Raw genomic sequence first — 15,398 nt, forward strand, 5'->3', positions numbered from 1 at the left:
TTAGCTGTTCTTTTCGAGATACTCCAGATAGCACGGCCTGCAATAGATCGTTCTCTTCCGGTACGTCTGGTTAATTGTTACAAGCAGGGCCTTCGCGCACTTGCCACACGTCGTTTCTTTCCATACCTCGGAGTTTGCTTCCCTCCAGAAAGAGTAGACGCGGTCAATGAAATGACTCGTGGGAGGCGCAAGACGGTGCTTGCGGTAGAAATCAAGCTCGGGTTTGAGGTAGGAAAAACGTCGTTTGATGTTCGCGTCGTAGATCGGAACACCAAGCCAGTCCTCATCCTTCATGTCGTCAATGCAATCCGGAACGTCGTTTGTGCTACGTAACTTGCTCTCGTCAATCTCTCCAACAGCACCACCTGACTCCGGCTCAAAATCCAAAGGATGAAAGTCCTCGTTCCTTGCTGCCGTTTCCGGATACTGCACAACACCACCGTCCGGCCAGTAACCGACGAAAAAGCTCGCGGGAAAAAACATCCCATACTCCCCTCGCTCAAGCATCGCCACTTTCACTTCGTCAAGTTTGGCGTAGTACTCCTCTTCCGTGTACTGCTTGTTGAAAAGGCAAAATCGTTTTCGCTGAAGTCCGAAGCATCCAAAACAATCTTCACAGTTGTAACAGTAGTAACAATACTCGACGCTCTGGCAATCCTGAATAGAGTACGAAAACGCACACTTCGCGCAGCGTGGGGCGATATTGCAAAGATAGATCTCACTCGCACTCATCGGTGCGCCAGAGAACGCACAGGCAGAACACTCCCCGTACGGATAGGAGACGTGATAGAGGTCTCGATACGGACCGTTCATGCCAGCAAAGACGAACTTGCAGTCCACGGCGTTAACCATGTACTCACCGATGACATCGGTACATTTTTCATTAAAGTTCTCTGGCCATACTGTATTCCTTTCCATGAGATCAAGGAATCGCGCCTTGTATTTCTCGAGTTCCGACCGTCGAGAGAGATCAACTTCCGCAAGGCGTTTTTCGTACTCGCTTTTTGAGAGTTGCTCATTGAACCAGAGGTACTGTTTATTGCGCTTGTTCGTTGCTCCAAAACATTTTTGGCAGTTGCGGCAGTCAAAAAGAAAGAGTGAATCGATGCAATCAAAACAGATGTGCGCAAACTTACAGTTGTGCATGCGGTGAGACTGCAAGATACGAAACGAGGAACTTATATTACTCCCGGCCGATGACTCGGCTGAATCTTCGAGCATGTAGGTATCGGTACTGTAAAAACTGTTCTTCGACTTGCACGCGCAGACGAAGTAACTGTTCACGTCACCGATGGAGGAGATCGTAATGGAGTTGTGCGGCTGTTCGATGTTGCGCGAGGCAGGATAAGGGATTTTCAGCTGAAGCTCGCGCATCTGTTCAAAGAAGGAACGCTCGAGATGGATAACGTCCTGAACAATGTGTGAAAAGTCTTCCCCAAACCATTCCTCGTCAGGAAGCGTCTGCAAACCGGTGGACGGATGGACCGTCGAGACAAACCGCTTCCCTGTCTTTGGGTGCGTGCGATACCAAAATTGATACATCTCAAAATACCCTACGACTTCTTTCATCCTCGTTTCCGGCGACCACGGATGCGGTGGCACATTGAACTTCTTGTACCACCCAATTTCCTCCTCCGTCATCTCCCATTTCTCCCCCGTCAACGCACAAACTCGCTCGCCTGGTTGTACAGTATCGAGAATCGCTTTTACTTTGGCATCGTAGTTGGGAGTTTTGCTCACAAAGTAACTATTCGCCTATTCGCGCGAATTAGAGAAGACGGTTAGCCGTTCTGTTCGAGATACGCGAGATAGAAAGTATGAAACAGAATACGCCTATCTTGGCTTACGCATCAATTTCTGGAGAAAAGTCTCTCATTTTAGTTCCCTCGCCGCTTTGGCAAATGCCTCGCCGAGTTGTTTAGCAGCTGACGTATCGCTGTAGCCCAACGCCGGAGAGAAAATGACAGCATCGGCACTTGTGGCCGCCTGACTCGCCGTCACAACGGCATCTGGCATATTTTCTGCACGCAGTATTTTGACCTCCTCAGTTTTTCCCATCACATGCTCAAACGCATCGCTCCCCGCTCCCGGCAACAAGACAACACTCTTACACACCAGCTTGCACACCTTTGCGAGCTCGTCGAGGTTCCCTTCCTTTACGTCTCCACCGGAAATCAAATGAATCGAACGCCCGCGTTCGCCAAATCGGCGCAGAACATTTGTCGTCGCTTCGGCCGAGGACCCAAGCGCATCGTTCACATAGATCACCCCCGACACATCAGTGACAATCTCTTGGCGATCATCTTCAGAAGAAAACGCTTTCACAACTTCCGCGCAAGATGCATTCTCCACGCTGTAAAGTTTTGCAACCGCAATCGCCGCAAGCACATTACGCACATTATCGTCGCCTTCGAGATGAATGTTAGAGACAGGCATGATGATGTCATTCAAAGAGGTGACGTTCCCATCCTTCACACACACCCCCTCCTTCCCTTCCAGCAGTAAGAGCGAAAACCAAACGACGCGTCCTGGTGCTTTCTCTGCTAATCCTCTTACTTGATCTTGATCAGCATTCAACACGGCAATGCCATCCTTTCCCCCTTTTGCAAACACCCCAACCTTTGATGCCGCATACGCCTCCATCGACGCATAGCGATGTAAGTGATCGGCATACATGTTGGTCAACACCCCGACCTCTGGCCCACGATCAAGATGATCGAGACTCTCAAGCAACCAGGACGACAACTCAAGCACAATCGGCGCGGGTTCTTTCCATGCAAGAATCTCGTCCAAATATTCAAGTGGCGACACGCGCATGTTTCCCGCCACAATCGTTTGAGGATTCTTCTTTTTTAGAAGTTCGCCGATCAATGCCGTCGTGGTCGTCTTGCCACGCGCCCCGGTAACACCGATCACCGGATACGGACAAAACTGAAAAAATAAACTCACATCTGATTCCACCGGCACCCTATGCGCATACGCCATCTTCACCCACGGCGAATCATGCGGCACATCGGGATTCGTGATGACAAGCGCCACATCCGTGAAATCCTCTTCACGATGTTCGCCCAGCACAAAAATCGGGTGGTACAACTCCCGGTCGGGAAGTGTTTGGCGATATTCTTCAAACCACCGTGTAACTTCATCCACCGATTCACGAAGCTCCTCGTTCGTTCGATGATCGGTAATCACCACTTGCGCGCCATGACGGATGAGCCACTTTGTTGCGCCTACGCCGCTTCCGCGTTTTAAGCGACCAAGCCCCATGACCGTCACAACAGCATCTTGAATATTGGAGACCTCCATAAAACAGAAGCATTTTACCTCTTGTGCCAAGAAGATGCCACCAACGCTCCGGCCACTTGGCCCCACATGCGCACATACTGCCATAGTCCGCGCCGCCACCCGACCTTCGCCACTTTTGTCCGGATACGCACACCCGTAAGGAGAATCGCTTGTATTCTCCCTCCTTTTTCCCGACATAATGCGTTGAGAGCAATCTCCACACGATACCCCGAGAGCTGTCCAGACGGGCACGAGAGGAAAAGGGTGCGCGACAGACATCGTTCCCCGCTCACAAGGGGGAGAAGACGCATAAGCGCAACCAGCAAGGCTCCGCGATCCCGGAGCCCCACACTCATCACGGCTTGCCCTCGCTCCACGGGCTCAAAAAGTTTTTGCACGTGTTCATGGGTGATACCGTAGATATCCGCATCCAAAAACATGACAAATGCCGTGTGCGCTGCCTCGACCCCCACACACATGGCGTGTCCCTTTCCTCCGCGGGCCAAAAGCTCAATCACGCGGGCGCCAGCCATATGAGCCCTTTGCACTGTCCTGTCCGTTGAACCATCCGAGACAACTAAAACTTCCTCCACAAGCGGAGCATTCTTTACTGCCGCCGCAACATCCCCAACGGTAGCTTCTTCATTGTAGGCAGGAATGACGATGGTGAGAGATTTCATACAGCGAGCGGTTTGGTAAGCGGGCGACGAAAAACCCGCATACCCCACTTATAGCACTCCACAAGAGCAAGCTCCGCAATAATAATCCCGCCGATCCACGCAAGGTGTACGGGCACTGGCAGAACAAAACCAAACACGGGGAAAAACACCGGCAGAAAAGCAACGGCCGTCAGTGCAACACCGATAAGAAAAGAGAGATTGAGCAAGCGATTCGTGAAGAAACCATCTTGCCATAACGTTGTGCGCGAACGCCGCAAAGGAAATGCTAAAGCGAGCGTTTGAAGTGAGACGAGCACAAAAATGACGGAACGTGCAGACGAAACTTCTGTTCCAAACGAGAGAAGAATAGCGTAAAGGATAAAAGGGATCGCAGAGAGAACAAGACCGAGACCAAAGACAAGCCCACGCATCTGCACATCGACAATAGGCGTGCGACGGGGGCGCGGGGACTCCTCCATTACCCTTGCTTCTGCCGGATCAATCGTGAGCGCCAACGCAGGCGCAGAATCCGTGAGAAGGTTGATATAGAGAATGGGGGCTGCCAGCAACGGAGCAGGTAGCTTTGTAAAAATAGAAAGGATCACAAGGATCATTTCCGTCCAACTTGTAAGCAGGAGGAAGCTTACAATCTTGCGGATATTTTCAAACATCGTCCTTCCCTCCTCGATCGCGGCAACAATCGTCTCCAAGTTGTTGTCGAGCAACACCATGTCTGCCGCTTCCTTTGCCACCTGCGAACCCGTGCCGAGCGCCACCCCCACATCCGCAGCCGCAAGTGCCGGCGCATCATTGACGCCATCGCCCGTCATGGCTACGACGCCGCCGTTGGTCTGCCACGCCCGCACAATACGCACCTTATGTTCCGGCAGAACACGCGCAAACACATCCACAGAAATGATGTGTTCCGCCAGCTCACGATCCGTCATGCGGTCAACCTCTGTGCCAACAAGCACGCGCGGAACAGCGGCAAGGCGAATTTCTTTCGCTATTGTCTCGGCAGTTTCAGGATGGTCGCCCGTAATCATTACCGTGCGTACACCGGCGGCACGCGCCCGTGCAATAGTGTCCGCCGCGGTTGCCCGCACCGGGTCGTGAAGCGCTATCCAACCGACAAACACACATTGATCAAGCGTGAGAGAATCCAAACTTTTTTCCCCGTCGGCGGGCATAAAAGCAATGCCAAGCACGCGCAGCCCACGCCGTGTTTGTTCCCCGGCTTTGTGGAGAAATTGCTCACGCTGCTCGGGCGAAAGCATCTCCACTCCCCCTACTCCCAATGTACGCGAACACATACCAAGCACATGCTCTACCGCCCCTTTCACCAGCACTTCGTGAGAACCTTCCATATTTTCTGTAAGTACCACCATGTACTTGCGCGCAGAATCGAAGGGGATCTCATCTGCCCGATGATGCCGTTGCCGAAGATCATCCACTTTGTATCCAAGATCTTTTCCTAGAAGTAACAGCGCCGTCTCGGTAGGCGATCCAAGTTCGGGAGACGTCGCGTCATTGCAGATCATGCCGACTTCGATCATCTTGCGGCGCGCATGAGACATGCCGGCCTGGGAAAGCGCCGAGACTTCCGCGGGACCTTCCTGTGTCATGAGTACGGATGCGCGCATCTTTGCCTCGGTGATCGTTCCTGTCTTGTCGGCACAAATCACGCTCACGCTCCCGAGAGTCTCGGTGGCAATAAGCCGTCGGACAAGAGCCTTGCGCCCCAGCATGCGACGCATGCCCACGGCCAGAACAACGGTCACGGCCACAAGAAGCCCCTCGGGAATTGCGGCGACCGCGAGCGCTACGGCGAGAAAAAACATGTCCGACACTGTCGTGCCACTCGCCCATCCCACAAAAAAGATGAGAACAGAAAGGGATAAGAAAAGCACAGACAGAAACCGCCCGAGCTGACGCAGTTCTCTTTGAAGCGGCGTCTCTGGTTCCCGAGCTTCTCCCACCATTTTTGCAATCCGGCCGATCTCGGTATCCTTGCCCGTCGCCGTCACCACCACTTCGGCGCGACCCGCCACAATCAGAGTGCCCGCGTAGAGCATATTTGTCCGTTCAGCAAGCGGCGTCTCAAGAGAAAGCGCCCCTGTCGCCTTTGCTACCGGAAGGGACTCTCCGGTAAGCGGCGCTTCGTCCGCTTCCAAATGCTCCGCGCGCAACAGCCGCGCATCCGCCGGTACGCGATCTCCAAGCCCGAGCAATACAACATCACCGGGAACAACCTGCATCGTCTCGATTTCCTGTGCTTCACCAGCACGCCGCACGCGACACGTTTGCACGAAAAAGTTCTGTAACTCTTCAAGCGCATGGTTGGCTTTGTACTCCTGCAAGAATCCAACAGTGACATTAACCAGAGCAGCGCCAACGATAAAAAAGGCATCGACCAGATCTCCCACAAACACGCTTGCCACCGCCGCAAGAAGGAGGATTCCCATGAGAGGGCTCTTCGTCTGGCGGAGAAGAATAGTGACCGACCCTGCAGGTTTCTTGCGGGGCAAAGTGTTGAGTCCGTGTGTATGCAGACGCTCGGTGGCTTCGTCTGCGGAAAGGCCAGTTGCGCGCCCACGAAGACGTTCGAGCACATGCATTTCGGATGTCGTATGAAACAACATACACCTCAGTGACGCACCGTGCGGTACACCTCCTCTGTCTCTTTCACAATATTTTCCCAGTGAAAATACGCGCGGACCGTCGCACGAGAACGCGCACGCGCTGACTCAAGTTCGTGCGGGTGGCGCAACAGATGGAGAAGCTTGTCTTTCAAATCATCCACGTTTTTATTCGCAAAAGAAAATCCCGCATGGTGCATAGCTTCAAGATTCTCCGGAATATCACTCACAAGAACAGGAAGCCCGTAACTCATGGCCTCAAGCACCACAAGCGGGAGCCCCTCTGCGGAGGAAGGGTGCACGTAAAGAGCTGCGTGCGCAAAAAGTTCTGCAAGCGATTCCCCTTCTTGAAAGCCTAAAAAATGAATTTGACTATCTCCGCCGGCGCGAAATTTAAGATCGTGCATGTACGCGTCGGTAAAACTCGGAGCCCCCACAAATACGAGGTCTGGGAGCGCATGTCCCTCCTGTTTCAGTGCGCGATAAGCATCAATAAGAACGTGTATGCCCTTGTGCGGCACCATCCGACCCACTTGCAGAAGATAATGGCGCGGACGAAGGCCGAAGCGCGTGACCCACGCGTCACTCGTCACCGTACGTTCAACAGCTCCGTTTGGAATATAAATGACTTCGCGCCCAAAACGTTCCCGGCAAAAGACTTGAATCGTATGACTCACGGCAATACACGCATGGGGAAATCTTACCGCAGCCCACTCGCCAAAATACAAATACCAACGTGCGAAAAAACTCCATTTGGCATGAAAACGATCTTGGGAGTGAAACGTCACGATAATTTTTGTGTGATGTAAAAAAATCCGTGGAATCCAGGCAAGCGTCGCCGGACCTACGCCGTGGTAGTGGATAATGTCGTAGGATCCAAAGAGTGCGTGCGCGGTCGCCAAAAAGGAATGAACAATAGCTTCAAGATTTTTTCGATAAAGCGTGGGAAGATACACCATATACACACCCTCCACGCGTGTCCCCTTCTGCTCCATGTATCGCCGACGCGCATAGACAAATACGTCATGTTTCCCTCCACGCGCAAGCCGCGTCGCCACCGCCTCCACATGCGTTTCAATGCCTCCGCCGCGCGCGCCAGTCTGGATCCCTTTTTGTCCAATCATCGCAATGCGCATAATACGGCATTGTAGCGTGGGTTAAAAAAAAAGAACACCCCGCACACGCGGGGGTTCTTTTACTCTTCGTCTGCATCGTCTGCCGTATCATCCGCGGAGTCTTCACCCTCATCGGCGTCGAGATCCACTTCCTTCTCGTCGCTTTCGGTGGACTCCATGTCGTCGTTTGGCATGATGTCGTCGTCCATAGGGGCGGCCAACCTTATGAATTAGATGGAGCGTATTATACTAAGCATAGAACGGAAGGCAAGTATCTTGTCAAGAGATAGAAAAATTGGTACGCTCTGACCCGTATGCGCCGGTAGCTCAGTGGTAGAGCAGGAGCCTTTTAAGCTCAAGGTCGAGGGTCCGATCCCCTCCCGGCGCACCATGATTGAAGGTCCTGGGCAATACGGCGCGCGACACCGATAACAGGAAAAAGCGAACGGATATTTTTTTCAAATTCTTGCCGTCGATTCAGAGCCTCGTGAATCTTTGGGAGCAATGATGTCGGGGACGGATCCCGCAGAACAAGAGCCGCCCCGGCTTTTTCTGCAATGTGCGCATTTTTTTCTTGCGCGCCACGGAGAGGGACAAGCACCGCCGCTTTCCCGCCGGCCACCACATCAGCAAGCGCACCCATGCCCGCACGCGTCACCACCACATCGGCCAGCGCCATCGCGTGACTATACGTTTCTTGCAGTTCCTCATGAACTACGTAGCCGTCCGGTTGCACACGCCCGATAAAAATATGCTTCCCCTTTCCCGTCAGGTGGATGACATTGTACGCCTGCGTTAACGTCATCGCCGCAGCTTCAAAACAATGATTCAAAGAGGATGACCCTAACCCTCCACCAAGAACCAGAATCGTTGGACGATGTTCCGTAAGAGAAGGGAACGCCGCACGCGCTGTTTCGCGCGATGGCAGATGTGTGCGGTCCGCGCTTATCGCCATCCCCACTACTCGTACATCTGCACCAAACTGCCGTCGTGTCCCTTCCCACACACCATAGAATCTATCGGCAATCGGAGCAATCAAACGATTGGCAAGCCCGGGTTTTACATCAAGCTGGTAGGCCATAACCCGCGCGCGACACCCTTTTCCCGCCCAGACGAGCGGCACGCTTACGTAGCTGCCAGCCGAGAGAATCCACGCGGGGCGAAGACGCTGGACAAGTCGCCACGATAACCACAAAGACCTCACCGTGCGGGGAAGGATAAGAAGCCACGAAAGACTCGGGTAGCGTGTGAGCTTCGGCGCAGAAAGCGCGTAAAACGGTATGCCGGCCGCGCGCACAAACCGCTCCTCCGGCCCCTCATGCGTCCCCGCCCAGACAAATTCCACGGATGCATCAAGAGCGCGCCACGCTTCCGCAATGGCAAGAAGCGGTGTCACGGAACCGAGCGTCCCTCCGCCTGTTAAAAGAATAATTTTACCTTCTTGCATAGCGTGAAACATTAAGGACAACGCCGATTGCGCCCATCGTAATGGCAAGTGATGTGCCACCGTAACTCACAAGGGGGAGCGTCACACCCGTGATAGGCAGAAGGCTCATCATCGCGCCAATGTTCACGAACGCCTGGAGAACAAGCCACGAGACAATCCCTACCACAACGTAGCGGCCGAAGCGGTCTGGCGCGCCGGCAGCAATACGTAAGCCTCGCAGAAACAGTGCGACAAAAAGAAGGATGAGAGGAACGGTGAAAAGAAACCCAAGCTCTTCGGCAATAACCGCAAAGATCGAATCCCCAACCACTTCCGGCAGATATTGGAATTTTTGAATGGAGTGACCAAACCCTCGCCCGATCCACCCGCCCGTTCCAATAGCAAGAAGTGCCTGATTCACATGATACCCGATCCCAAGTGGATCACGGAGTGGGTCTAGAAAAGCAACAAAGCGGGCCAGACGATACGGCGCAACCAGCACAAGAATCCCTACAATGAAAGCACCGGCACACGCCAGAATCCCCACGTGCGAGAGGCGCGCGCCCGCCGCAAAGAATACCGCAAGCGCCATCGCGGCGAGAATGACCATCGTCCCCACGTCTGGCTGGAGGGCCATGAGAAACAAGATGATGCCGAGCACTGTCGCAAACGGCAAAAGCCCCGATGAAAGGTCTTGTACATTTGATGTGTCACGCCGCTCAAGCCACGCTGCCAAATAAAACAAGAACGTCAACTTCACAATCTCTGCCGGTTGAAGAGAAAACAACCCGCCAAATTGAATCCATGATTGCGAGGTGCCAAACTCCGCGCGCAATCCGGGAATAAAAACGAGCACCAGCAGAACGATGCTCACGAGAAGAAGCTCCCACGCCCATGTGCGCCACCACTGATACGGAAGGCGTGAAAGGACAATCATGATGGCAAGTCCCGGGAGAAATCCGAAGATCAGCTGATGTTTCAAAAAGTAATACGTATCTCCAAACTGCGCGTATCCTGTCGGCCCGCCCGCGGAGGCCAACATGAGAAGACCAAGCACCAATAACGCGACGGCAACAAGGAGAAACGGAACGTCCATGCCATGTGCGCTCCCCCGCATATTATGGCCGCAAGAGAACATCGAGCACCGCCAACGCCACACCCATCCCCGCCGCCACCATCGAAATTACCCATGCGCGCATGACAATCTTTGGCTCGGGCCACCCAACCGCCTCTAAGTGATGATGAAGCGGCGAAGAAAGAAAAAGTTTTTTCTTACGGATCCTTTTGGAGAACATCTGAAGGATACTCGAAAGCGATTCGATCACAAAAATAATACCGATAAGCGGCAGGAGAAGTGGCTGGTTTGTGAGCATGGCGATAACGCCAAGCGTAATGCCAAGCGACATAGACCCGGTGTCCCCCATGAAAAAACGTGCGGGATGAATATTGAACCACAGAAACGCCAAGAGCCCGCCGACCACGGCCGCACAGAGCGCGGCCAAAAATTCTCGGCCTTGCAGCAAGGCAATCGCCCCATAGGCACCAAACGAGGTGAGAAGGGCGCCGCCGGCCAGTCCATCAAGCCCGTCGGTTTGGTTCACAGAAAACGCCGTGGCTACAAGAATAAACGCGAACACGGGTATATACCACGGCCCAAGCGCCCAATCTCCTACAAAGGGAATGTGCAAAGTGTCCCAATCCAACTTTGCATAGAACCACCAGGCGCCGACCAGAGCAATGGCAGTGAAAATAAGCAGACGATGGCGCGCGCGGAGGCCGCCGCCGTGTTTCCCGATACCCCGCGCATTCAAATAATCGTCCAGAAGTCCTACAACCGCCGAAGCAACAAGGGCCCCCAGCGGGAGCCACGTCTGCGATCGCACAAAAAAATTCAAGCGGTCCCAAAGGGCATTGGGAAACACGTCGGCGCCAGAAAGAAACGCAATGCCAAGAGAAAGTATCAGCACCGGAATCCAGACGACAACGCCTCCCATTGTGGGAGTCCCCGCTTTCTTGGCATGAAGTGCGTGCATGATCGGCGCCTCTTTGGCGTCCCGAATGGTCTTCCCCATACGATAACGGTAAAGGATGTGCGTGACCACGGGTGTGATTGCCATCGAAACGCCGAAGGTCAAAACACTCACAAAGAGCACCCGCACCATAGCAAATGCTTGGACCATATTAACTGTTGAGGAGAAGAAGAAAGACGACCGCGACCGCAAGGCCCACGTGCACAAGCCCGAGCCCCCACAAAAAGGCGCCGATCATAACACGTGAACCGTATGCTTCAAAACGCGGCAAAAGCGCGCCATGAAGAGCCGTGGCCGCAAGTCCAATAATCGGGATACTCAATCCAAGCCACCACGGCCCGTAACGATCAATACCGGTGAACACATTATAATGGAGAGGGATAAAAACCTCGCTCTCGCCTCTTGGATACAGGCGCCACAGAAGCAGCATTGCACTCACAAGTGGAAGAACGATGCCAAGAAGAAAGGGCGAGCGTGTCGGCCATTTCGCGTGCGAGAAGAACGCACCGCGAGCGCGCCAAAAAAGAAAAAACTGTTCACGCCGTTGTCTCATAGGTATCGTCCACGGCCTCTACACTGCGTACAGCGGGAAGAGAGTCACAGAGCAGAGATTCAATTCCCATCTTAAGCGTTAAAGAGGAGAGCGGACACCCCTTGCAGGCGCCGTGAAATCGGATAAACACCGTGCCAGACTTTGCATCGAAAGACACAAACTCAAGACTCCCGCCATGCCGCGCAAGGGCGGGTTTTGCTTCCTCAAGAAGAGCTTGGATTTCCGCTTCCATGCGAGAGCTATGGTAGCAAAAACGAGGCTCTCCGTCGAACCTCGTTCTTTCATTTGTCTTAAGCGGCCACGGGTTGAAAGGGCTCAATGTGGACGTAGGTGCGGCGTTTCAGAGCTCCCGAATGTGTGGCCGATCGCTTTTGATTGAAACGGACGATGCCCGTGATTGCTGCGTAGAGCGTGTCGTCTCCCCCGCGACGTACAAAACGTCCCGGGTGAACCGTCGTACCGCGTTGACGGACCAAAATAGCGCCGGCGTGTGCTTTTGCACCGTCAGAAAGTTTTACGCCAAGCCGTTTAGATTGGGACTCCCGGCCGTTTTGTGTAGAACCAGCCGCTTTTTTATGGGCCATACAAATTTGAGAGGGTAAAAAGGATGGTGAGAAAGGTACCGGATAAGGGAATTTTTGTCAAAGCCAACTGGCTGCCTTGAGCACCTTTATCGCGGAACCGGTCTTACGGTTTTCAACATCTCCATGACTTCTTCTTTGGATACAACGGGATTTGACATCCATGGAGCATCATAATTCTCTGGGGGCGGCTCTGTGCTTTCAACACCAAGAAAGACAAAATAATCGTGCGCGCTCTCCGCATCGTCTTTCACATCCATCGCCACACCAAACCAACATCCCCCACATGCGCCAGTATAAAACGTGGCGTTTTGTGTTGTTGCAATAGGTGTCTGCCCTCTATAGATCGATATGTCTTCTGGGGCAATCTGCATAACAAGTTTCGTCTGATATGGTTTCTCCGCGACAAGAATCTTTGTTGTTGATATCGTCTTCCCTGGTTTTCGTTCAAAAGACTCGACCTTCCACCCAGTAGGAAGAGTAAGCAGCACGTTTCCATCGCCAAAGGTTTCCCCGGTCAAAACAGAGGCGCTCGATGACGAAGAGACGCCGGAGTTTATCGGCACCTGCGTTTTTTGTGCGCATCCTGCCCCCAACAAAAGGAGTGGGACAAGGATCCAAAAAGTTCTATTCATAGAGAACATGGTTGGGCCACAAAGCGCTTACGGCGTAATCTGCGGAAACACTTGAATGGCGCGCACAGCATCAATCTCGTCCTTTGGGAGAACCTTGAATTTTTCAAGACCTTCCAAGAGGCGCCTAAAGCGATTATCTTCCTTACGCTGACGAGCCACAATGGAACCCTCAAGATCAGCCAACTTATCATCCATGTGATCTAGAATGCGATGCTCCATAACACGAAGATCTTCCTTTGTCGCGAAGGACTTCGCATCATCTTTCGTAACAAAAGACTTCGCATCTTCCTTTGTAACCATATTCTCCTGAAGAAACTCCAGAAGCTCATTTGTTGTAATATCGCGATCCGTCATATATCCACAGTCTACTCTCCTAAATTTACTTCTTCAACGCCGCTTTGATAAACTCTCGAAATAACGGATGCGGATGCAGAGGGCGGGAGAGAAATTCGGGATGAAACTGCACGCCCACAAACCACGGGTGTTTTTTAAGCTCAATGATCTCTACAAGTCCTGACTCCGGATTCACCCCCGATATCACCAGTCCTTTACGCTCCATGTCTGCGCGATAGTCGTTGTTGAATTCGTAACGGTGGCGATGACGCTCGGAGATATGCGACTTTTTATACGCCCGGAACGTTTTCGATCCGCGCGCGACATCACACGCATAAGCCCCAAGTCGCATGGTCCCGCCATAACGATTCTTGCGGACATTTTCTTCCTGTTTGGGATTGATGTGAATAATAGGGTCTGGTGTTTTCGGATCCACCTCAACCGTATGCGCCCTTTTCTTTCCGAGTACGTGCCGCGCAAACTCCACGCACGCCAACTGCATGCCGTAACACAAACCAAAATAGGGAATCTTCTGCTCACGCGCATAACGAATCGCCGCGATAACCCCCTCAATCCCCCGCGTGCCAAATCCTCCCGGCACCAATACTCCGCCAAAATTCCTCAATTCGGCCACTTTGCGCGTTCCGTCTTCGAACTCCTCCGAATTAATCCATGTGAGCTCCGCACGGATACCATTTGCCCACGCGGCATGCTTCAGTGCCTGGATCACAGAAATATACGAATCCGAAAGTGTGTAATCCCCCGTGTTGAAATATTTTCCCACCACGGCAATCCGCACAGCGCGTTTTGCGTGCAGAGAAACATGTACCATTTTTTTCCAGGCATTCATGTTTGCGCGCCGCGGAGGAAGACCAAGCTTACGCAGTATATGCGCGCCCATCCCCTGCTCCTCAAGACGCAGAGGGATCTCATAAATGCTCGGCACGTCAGGAGCAGAAATCACATCATCGGGTTTCACGTTGCATAAGATGGAGAGCTTCTCGCGGCGCGGCCGATCCATGTCCTGCTCTCCACGGCACACAATAAAATCCGGGTGAATTCCTGCCGAGTTGAGTGAGCGTGTAGCGTATTGGGTCGGCTTCGTTTTCATTTCGCCCAGATGTCGAGGTACAGGCAGATAACTCACCAGAACAAAGAGTACATCATCTGGTTGCTCCAGGTGCAGCATGCGTGCAGCCTCCAAAAAAAGAATGTTCTGGTACTCCCCCACCGTGCCACCAACTTCTACAATCGTCACGTCCGCTTGGTTCATTTTTGCCGCACGTTTGATGCGGTCAATCACCTCAAGAGGGATATGCGGAACGACTTCCACACACTTCCCGTGATACCCAAGGTTGCGCTCGCGCTCGATCACCGACAGATACACGCGCCCCGTTGTCATGTAATTCGTCGAAAGAAGGTCGGTGTCTAAAAACCGTTCATAGTTCCCCATATCCTGATCCGTCTCATCCCCATCGTTCGTCACAAATACTTCTCCATGTTCGACAGGATTCATGGTGCCGGCATCCACATTCACATACGGATCAATCTTGATGGCGGTGACGCGATACCCCCGCGCTTGCATAATGCGTCCGATAGACGCCGTCGTCACTCCCTTGCCCACGCCAGACATGACCCCGCCAATAACGAAAATAAATTTATGGTGCTTCATAAAGACAAATCAGCCGGTCGGGGCTGATTCGATAGTAAGACGGATGTTGGCTTCAAAGCCGCCATCAAAATTGATGAGAACCGGATACTCTCCCGTACTCTTGATCGGCCGCATCTCCACTTGCTCGGGCGACACGGCATATCCCTCTTTGCGAAGAGCCTTTGCGACATCTTTTTCATGCACTGCTCCGTAGAGAGCGCCCTCTGGGGTAGCTTTAAACGCCAACGTCATCTCGAGTCCATCCAGTTTCGCCGCCAATGCACGGGATCCTTTTTCTGTATTCTTTTTTTCCCGCACGCGCGCGGCTGCCTGTGCTTTCATTTTAGCAAGCGCCGCCGGAGATGCTTCTACCGCGATATGCTCCGGGAACAAAAAGTTAAGCGCGTAGCCGGGCGCAACGTTCACCACGTCACCCACATGGCCTAACCCCTTATGTTCTTTTTGCAGAATCACCTTCATAAACGATGGGA

At 52.9% G+C, this 15,398-nt stretch carries 15 protein-coding genes and 1 tRNA gene; 1 reads left to right on the top strand and 15 read right to left on the bottom strand.

The genetic code is table 11. The annotated features are described in order from the left end of the window. The 5 genes from HYW18_03945 to HYW18_03965 form a co-directional block, all read right to left on the bottom strand. The gene (locus tag HYW18_03945; GenBank protein MBI2485268.1) at positions 1 to 1,740 is read right to left on the bottom strand and encodes a hypothetical protein; all 1,740 of its coding nucleotides are present in this window, start codon (positions 1,738 to 1,740) and stop codon (positions 1 to 3) included. A gap of 132 nt (positions 1,741 to 1,872) precedes the next feature. Further along, positions 1,873 to 3,306 (bottom strand): UDP-N-acetylmuramoyl-L-alanine--D-glutamate ligase, encoded by a 1,434-nt coding sequence (gene murD, locus HYW18_03950; GenBank protein ID MBI2485269.1) that lies wholly within the window; start codon positions 3,304 to 3,306, stop codon positions 1,873 to 1,875. A gap of 14 nt (positions 3,307 to 3,320) precedes the next feature. After that, the gene (locus HYW18_03955; protein MBI2485270.1) at positions 3,321 to 3,965 is read right to left on the bottom strand and encodes a glycosyltransferase; all 645 of its coding nucleotides are present in this window, start codon (positions 3,963 to 3,965) and stop codon (positions 3,321 to 3,323) included. After that, positions 3,962 to 6,586, bottom strand: a complete 2,625-nt coding sequence (locus HYW18_03960; protein MBI2485271.1) for an HAD-IC family P-type ATPase — start codon at positions 6,584 to 6,586, stop codon at positions 3,962 to 3,964. The genes HYW18_03955 and HYW18_03960 overlap by 4 nt, the downstream gene beginning before the upstream one ends. Positions 6,587 to 6,591: 5 nt before the next feature. Further along, a complete protein-coding gene (locus HYW18_03965; protein ID MBI2485272.1) occupies positions 6,592 to 7,719 on the bottom strand; it encodes a glycosyltransferase family 4 protein in 1,128 nt (375 codons plus the stop codon). A 295-nt stretch (positions 7,720 to 8,014) separates the two neighbouring features. Between HYW18_03965 and HYW18_03970 the strand changes: the two genes are divergently transcribed. Further along, a tRNA-Lys gene (locus HYW18_03970) sits at positions 8,015 to 8,089 on the top strand. On the opposite strand, the gene HYW18_03975 is transcribed toward HYW18_03970, so the two are convergent. The 10 genes from HYW18_03975 to rplI all read right to left on the bottom strand — a co-directional run bounded on the left by HYW18_03975 (position 8,054) and on the right by rplI (position 15,387). After that, on the bottom strand, positions 8,054 to 9,145 hold the full coding sequence (locus tag HYW18_03975) for a glycosyltransferase (protein MBI2485273.1): 1,092 nt from the start codon (positions 9,143 to 9,145) through the stop codon (positions 8,054 to 8,056). The two genes, HYW18_03970 and HYW18_03975, sit on opposite strands and share 36 nt — an antisense overlap. Next, the gene (ftsW, locus tag HYW18_03980) at positions 9,132 to 10,220 is read right to left on the bottom strand and encodes a putative lipid II flippase FtsW (GenBank protein MBI2485274.1); all 1,089 of its coding nucleotides are present in this window, start codon (positions 10,218 to 10,220) and stop codon (positions 9,132 to 9,134) included. The genes HYW18_03975 and ftsW overlap by 14 nt, the downstream gene beginning before the upstream one ends. Positions 10,221 to 10,242: 22 nt before the next feature. Further along, complete coding sequence (mraY, locus tag HYW18_03985; GenBank protein MBI2485275.1) at positions 10,243 to 11,304, bottom strand: phospho-N-acetylmuramoyl-pentapeptide-transferase; 1,062 nt, start codon at positions 11,302 to 11,304, stop codon at positions 10,243 to 10,245. A 1-nt stretch (position 11,305) separates the two neighbouring features. After that, the gene (locus HYW18_03990) at positions 11,306 to 11,707 is read right to left on the bottom strand and encodes a hypothetical protein (GenBank protein ID MBI2485276.1); all 402 of its coding nucleotides are present in this window, start codon (positions 11,705 to 11,707) and stop codon (positions 11,306 to 11,308) included. Then, the gene (locus HYW18_03995; protein MBI2485277.1) at positions 11,691 to 11,939 is read right to left on the bottom strand and encodes a NifU family protein; all 249 of its coding nucleotides are present in this window, start codon (positions 11,937 to 11,939) and stop codon (positions 11,691 to 11,693) included. Before HYW18_03995 ends, HYW18_03990 begins: the two co-directional genes overlap by 17 nt. A gap of 58 nt (positions 11,940 to 11,997) precedes the next feature. Then, the gene (rpmA, locus tag HYW18_04000; protein ID MBI2485278.1) at positions 11,998 to 12,291 is read right to left on the bottom strand and encodes a 50S ribosomal protein L27; all 294 of its coding nucleotides are present in this window, start codon (positions 12,289 to 12,291) and stop codon (positions 11,998 to 12,000) included. Positions 12,292 to 12,377: 86 nt separating this feature from the next. Continuing rightward, positions 12,378 to 12,923 carry a hypothetical protein gene (locus HYW18_04005; GenBank protein ID MBI2485279.1) on the bottom strand — a complete coding sequence of 182 codons (546 nt, stop codon included), beginning with the start codon at positions 12,921 to 12,923 and terminating at the stop codon, positions 12,378 to 12,380. A gap of 27 nt (positions 12,924 to 12,950) precedes the next feature. Next, complete coding sequence (locus tag HYW18_04010; protein MBI2485280.1) at positions 12,951 to 13,277, bottom strand: hypothetical protein; 327 nt, start codon at positions 13,275 to 13,277, stop codon at positions 12,951 to 12,953. A 25-nt stretch (positions 13,278 to 13,302) separates the two neighbouring features. Then, entirely contained in the window at positions 13,303 to 14,928 is a 1,626-nt protein-coding gene (locus HYW18_04015; GenBank protein ID MBI2485281.1) for a CTP synthase, read from the bottom strand. 9 nt (positions 14,929 to 14,937) lie between these two features. After that, positions 14,938 to 15,387: a 50S ribosomal protein L9 gene (gene rplI / locus HYW18_04020; protein ID MBI2485282.1), complete on the bottom strand. Its 450-nt coding sequence runs from the start codon at positions 15,385 to 15,387 to the stop codon at positions 14,938 to 14,940. Positions 15,388 to 15,398: the final 11 nt, after the last annotated feature.

The organism is Candidatus Uhrbacteria bacterium, from assembly GCA_016187485.1.
Classification (GTDB): domain Bacteria; phylum Patescibacteriota; class Patescibacteriia; order UBA9934; family UBA10169; genus JACPJO01.

Excerpts from the sequence above, each read along its gene's own strand:
- murD (MBI2485269.1), bottom strand. The coding sequence starts at position 3,306 with ATGGAGGTCTCCAATATTCAAGATGCTGTTGTGACGGTCATGGGGCTT.
- HYW18_03955 (MBI2485270.1), bottom strand. The coding sequence starts at position 3,965 with ATGAAATCTCTCACCATCGTCATTCCTGCCTACAATGAAGAAGCTACC.
- HYW18_03960 (MBI2485271.1), bottom strand. The coding sequence starts at position 6,586 with ATGTTGTTTCATACGACATCCGAAATGCATGTGCTCGAACGTCTTCGT.
- HYW18_03965 (MBI2485272.1), bottom strand. The coding sequence starts at position 7,719 with ATGCGCATTGCGATGATTGGACAAAAAGGGATCCAGACTGGCGCGCGC.
- HYW18_03975 (MBI2485273.1), bottom strand. The coding sequence starts at position 9,145 with ATGCAAGAAGGTAAAATTATTCTTTTAACAGGCGGAGGGACGCTCGGT.
- ftsW (MBI2485274.1), bottom strand. The coding sequence starts at position 10,220 with ATGGACGTTCCGTTTCTCCTTGTTGCCGTCGCGTTATTGGTGCTTGGT.
- mraY (MBI2485275.1), bottom strand. The coding sequence starts at position 11,304 with ATGGTCCAAGCATTTGCTATGGTGCGGGTGCTCTTTGTGAGTGTTTTG.
- HYW18_03990 (MBI2485276.1), bottom strand. The coding sequence starts at position 11,707 with ATGAGACAACGGCGTGAACAGTTTTTTCTTTTTTGGCGCGCTCGCGGT.
- HYW18_03995 (MBI2485277.1), bottom strand. The coding sequence starts at position 11,939 with ATGGAAGCGGAAATCCAAGCTCTTCTTGAGGAAGCAAAACCCGCCCTT.
- rpmA (MBI2485278.1), bottom strand. The coding sequence starts at position 12,291 with ATGGCCCATAAAAAAGCGGCTGGTTCTACACAAAACGGCCGGGAGTCC.
- HYW18_04005 (MBI2485279.1), bottom strand. The coding sequence starts at position 12,923 with ATGAATAGAACTTTTTGGATCCTTGTCCCACTCCTTTTGTTGGGGGCA.
- HYW18_04010 (MBI2485280.1), bottom strand. The coding sequence starts at position 13,277 with ATGACGGATCGCGATATTACAACAAATGAGCTTCTGGAGTTTCTTCAG.
- HYW18_04015 (MBI2485281.1), bottom strand. The coding sequence starts at position 14,928 with ATGAAGCACCATAAATTTATTTTCGTTATTGGCGGGGTCATGTCTGGC.
- rplI (MBI2485282.1), bottom strand. The coding sequence starts at position 15,387 with ATGAAGGTGATTCTGCAAAAAGAACATAAGGGGTTAGGCCATGTGGGT.